The sequence below is a fragment of the uncultured Veillonella sp. genome (assembly GCF_934190855.1).
Classification (GTDB): domain Bacteria; phylum Bacillota; class Negativicutes; order Veillonellales; family Veillonellaceae; genus Veillonella.
Map to the genome: position 1 here is coordinate 1 of NZ_CAKPTN010000175.1, position 3,337 is coordinate 3,337.

The window sequence follows — 3,337 nt, forward strand, 5'->3', positions numbered from 1 at the left end:
CATTTCTTCTACTTCATCTACGAGAACCTTACCATCAAATTCAAAGGATCCATCAGCATAGGCAATTTTAGCTGGTAAGTGCGGTTCATGTTCGTCTTGAATATCCCCAACTAATTCTTCGATAATATCTTCAAGACCTACGAGACCAACCATGCCACCATATTCATCTACTACAACAGCTAGATAAATACGTCGCGTTCTCATATATTGCAATAATGTAGATAATTTCATTACTTCCGGAACAGTCAGGATATCTCGTTTAATATTACGCAAGTCTTTACGGGCTTGATTAGGGCGTTCCATTAAGTCTTTAATGTGAACGAGACCGATGATGTGATCCTTATCCTCTACGCAGAGTGGATAACGAGTATGTACTTTAGAGCGAATAACCTTCATCGCTTCATCGTAGCCATCTTCCACAAATACGCAGTCCACGTCTTGGCGAGGTACCATAACCTCTTTCGCCATACGATCAACAAAGTTGAATACATTATCGATTAACTCAGACTCGACTTGGTCTAACTGACCTTCCTCATGACTTCGAGAAATCATCATACGAATTTCTTCCTCAGAGTACACGAGGTCTAGTTCTGTTAAATATTTTGTTTTGTAAAAGCCTAAAATAACATTGGAGATTTTACTAGCAATCCAAATAAATGGATATACTAATTTACCTGCTGCTACTACGATACGGCTATAAGTATTTACGTACTTTGTAGGGAACGATAAGCCCAATGCTTTAGGTACGATTTCACCAAAGATTAAAACGATTAAGCTAATTAATAGCAATAATACGATATCTAGTACAAAGTGCATCCACTTGCTATGTACATTAATAACAGCAACTAGCTGATCTACGACATTATCGAATACAAATGTACCAGTGCCTGCAAGGGCTAAGATAAAGAATAGAATCAAAAACTGTGTAGTATTTAAGAAATACTCGGGGTTTTGATACAGCTTTAATAAAAACTCTCTATCCTTTTCCAAGAGGATATCCATATCCTCTACATGTTCTTTACGAAGGCGAGCAAAGGAGAACTTTGCGACCACAAAAAAGTTGATTAAAAAAATACATAAAAGACCAAACCCTATGGGTAACAGGCCATCTACACTATCCATTACTATTCCTTTCATCTAACTATGGAAATACATTATCTCTATATTATATCAAATTATTTTCGATACCCCAGCTCGGATAACATACCAGATTTATTGCGCCAATCCTTTTTAACTTTAACCCAAAGATCTAAGTATACCTTTGTAGCTAATAGCTTTTGAATAACTGCACGCGCTTCAGCACCGAGTTGTTTCAATAGAGCACCCTTTTTACCTATGATGATACCCTTTTGAGAGTCTCGTTCGCAGTAAATGGTAGCGCGAATATACGTAGTGCCATCATCGCGAGTTTTCATTTCATCTACGTCTACTGCGATAGCATGAGGAATTTCATCACGTGTTGCCAATAAGATTTTTTCCCGAACAATATCAGAAATGATAAGGCGTTCTGGTTGGTCAGTAATCATATCCTCTGGGAAGTATTGTGGCCCTTCAGGCAAGGTTTCTTCTAGTACTTTAAGAATCTCTTGTAAGTTCTCTTTATTTTTTGCAGAAATAGGAATGACCCCTGCAAAAGGATATGCATTTTGATAAGACACGATGGCTTCTAACAGCTCTTCTTTTTTAAGAGTATCGATCTTGTTAACCACCAAGAATACAGGTACTTTCACGCGTTGTAATTGTTCAATAATAAAGTTATCCCCTGGACCACGTTTTTCATTGCCTGCTACGACAAATAAAACGGCTTCTGTTTCTTTTAAGGACTCGATAGCAGCATCTACCATGAATTCGCCTAATTTATGTTTTGGTTTATGTACACCAGGTGTATCCATGAATACGATTTGTTTTGTTTCGTCTGTATATACGCAGATGATACGGTTACGAGTCGTTTGAGCCTTATCGGATACGATAGCAATTTTATCACCAATAAGAGCGTTAATTAAGGTAGATTTACCAACATTTGGTCGACCTACAACGGCTACAAAGCCAGATTTGAAATGTTCGTTGTTATTCATTATATGGTGCATCCTCCCGCACATAACCGAGATTGCCAAGGATAAACTCTTCCTCTGTACGCATCTCTTTTTTATCTTCGTCGTTCATATGGTCATAGCCTAAAATATGCAAACAGCTATGAGTCGTTAAGTACGCTAATTCCCGCTCAAAACTATGTCCATATTCGATAGCCTGTTCACGCGTACGCTCTAAGGAAATAATCATATCCCCGAGTAAATGATGTTCCTCTTCACTGCCTTCGTAATCGTCCCCTTCATTAAGTGCAAAGGACAATACATCCGTTGGTCTATCGATACCACGATATTCTTTATTAAGCTCGTGAATCTTTGCATTATCACAGAGTAAAATACTCATTTCATCTTCTTCAAGACCATATACGCGACTCACTTCGTCACAAACCTTACGGATAATGGCCTCTATATTGGAATCCTCTTGAATTCCTTCATCATAGCTAATATGTATGTACATACTTACCCCTTCGCTACATTCTCTGCAGGTGCTTCAGTCGTTGTTGTAGTGTCACCTGCTAATTTACGCTCATGGTACGCATCGTATGCTTTTACAATGCGGCCTACTAAATCATGACGCACAACGTCTTGATCGCTAAAGTAAACCATATTAATGCCCGATACATGACGCAATACCTTTTCAGCCTCACCAAGGCCTGATACGACACGTGGCGGCAAATCAATTTGTGTTTTATCGCCGTTTACAACCATTTTAGAGTTGTTACCCAAACGAGTTAAGAACATTTTCATCTGTTCAGCCGTCGTATTTTGTGCCTCATCAAGAATAACAAAGGCATTTTCTAAGGTACGACCACGCATGTATGCTAGTGGTGCTACCTCGATAGTACCGCGCTCCATAAAGCGTTGTACTTGCTCGATGCCAAACATTTCATGTAATGCATCATATAGAGGTCTTAAATATGGATCTACCTTATCTTGTAATTCACCAGGCAAGAAACCTAGTCGCTCACCAGCCTCTACAGCAGGACGGGTCAAAATGATTTTATCTACATTACGATTTTTTAGGTAAAAAGCTGCCAATGCAACAGCTAAGAATGTTTTACCAGTCCCCGCAGGGCCAATACCAAAGGTGATGGTATTTTTACGAATGCTATCTACATAGTACTTTTGACCTTCCGTTTTAGGCGTAATATTTTTACCCCGCATATTAACGGATAGCGTATCTTCGAACATATTATGTACAGCATCGGCCTTGCCATTAGCCACAAGTTTTGCGGCAATGCGCACTTGAG

At 39.1% G+C, this 3,337-nt stretch carries 4 protein-coding genes; all 4 read right to left on the reverse strand.

Features of this window, described 5'->3' with window-relative positions:
- Positions 1-1,122, reverse strand: a 1,122-nt coding sequence (locus tag Q0F90_RS08290; protein WP_296004675.1) for a hemolysin family protein, incomplete at its 3' end; no start/stop codon positions are given.
- Positions 1,123-1,175: 53 nt separating this feature from the next.
- Positions 1,176-2,075: a GTPase Era gene (era, locus tag Q0F90_RS08295; RefSeq protein ID WP_296004677.1), complete on the reverse strand. Its 900-nt coding sequence runs from the start codon at positions 2,073-2,075 to the stop codon at positions 1,176-1,178.
- Positions 2,068-2,544: an rRNA maturation RNase YbeY gene (gene ybeY, locus Q0F90_RS08300; RefSeq protein ID WP_009351321.1), complete on the reverse strand. Its 477-nt coding sequence runs from the start codon at positions 2,542-2,544 to the stop codon at positions 2,068-2,070. Before ybeY ends, era begins: the two co-directional genes overlap by 8 nt.
- 2 nt (positions 2,545-2,546) lie before the next feature.
- The coding region (locus Q0F90_RS08305) for a PhoH family protein (protein WP_296004680.1) at positions 2,547-3,337 on the reverse strand (791 nt) is incomplete at its 5' end.

What these genes read in the sequence shown, in the direction of transcription:
- era (WP_296004677.1), bottom strand. Translation starts at nt 2,075, where the DNA reads ATGAATAACAACGAACATTTCAAATCTGGCTTTGTAGCCGTTGTAGGT.
- ybeY (WP_009351321.1), bottom strand. Translation starts at nt 2,544, where the DNA reads ATGTACATACATATTAGCTATGATGAAGGAATTCAAGAGGATTCCAAT.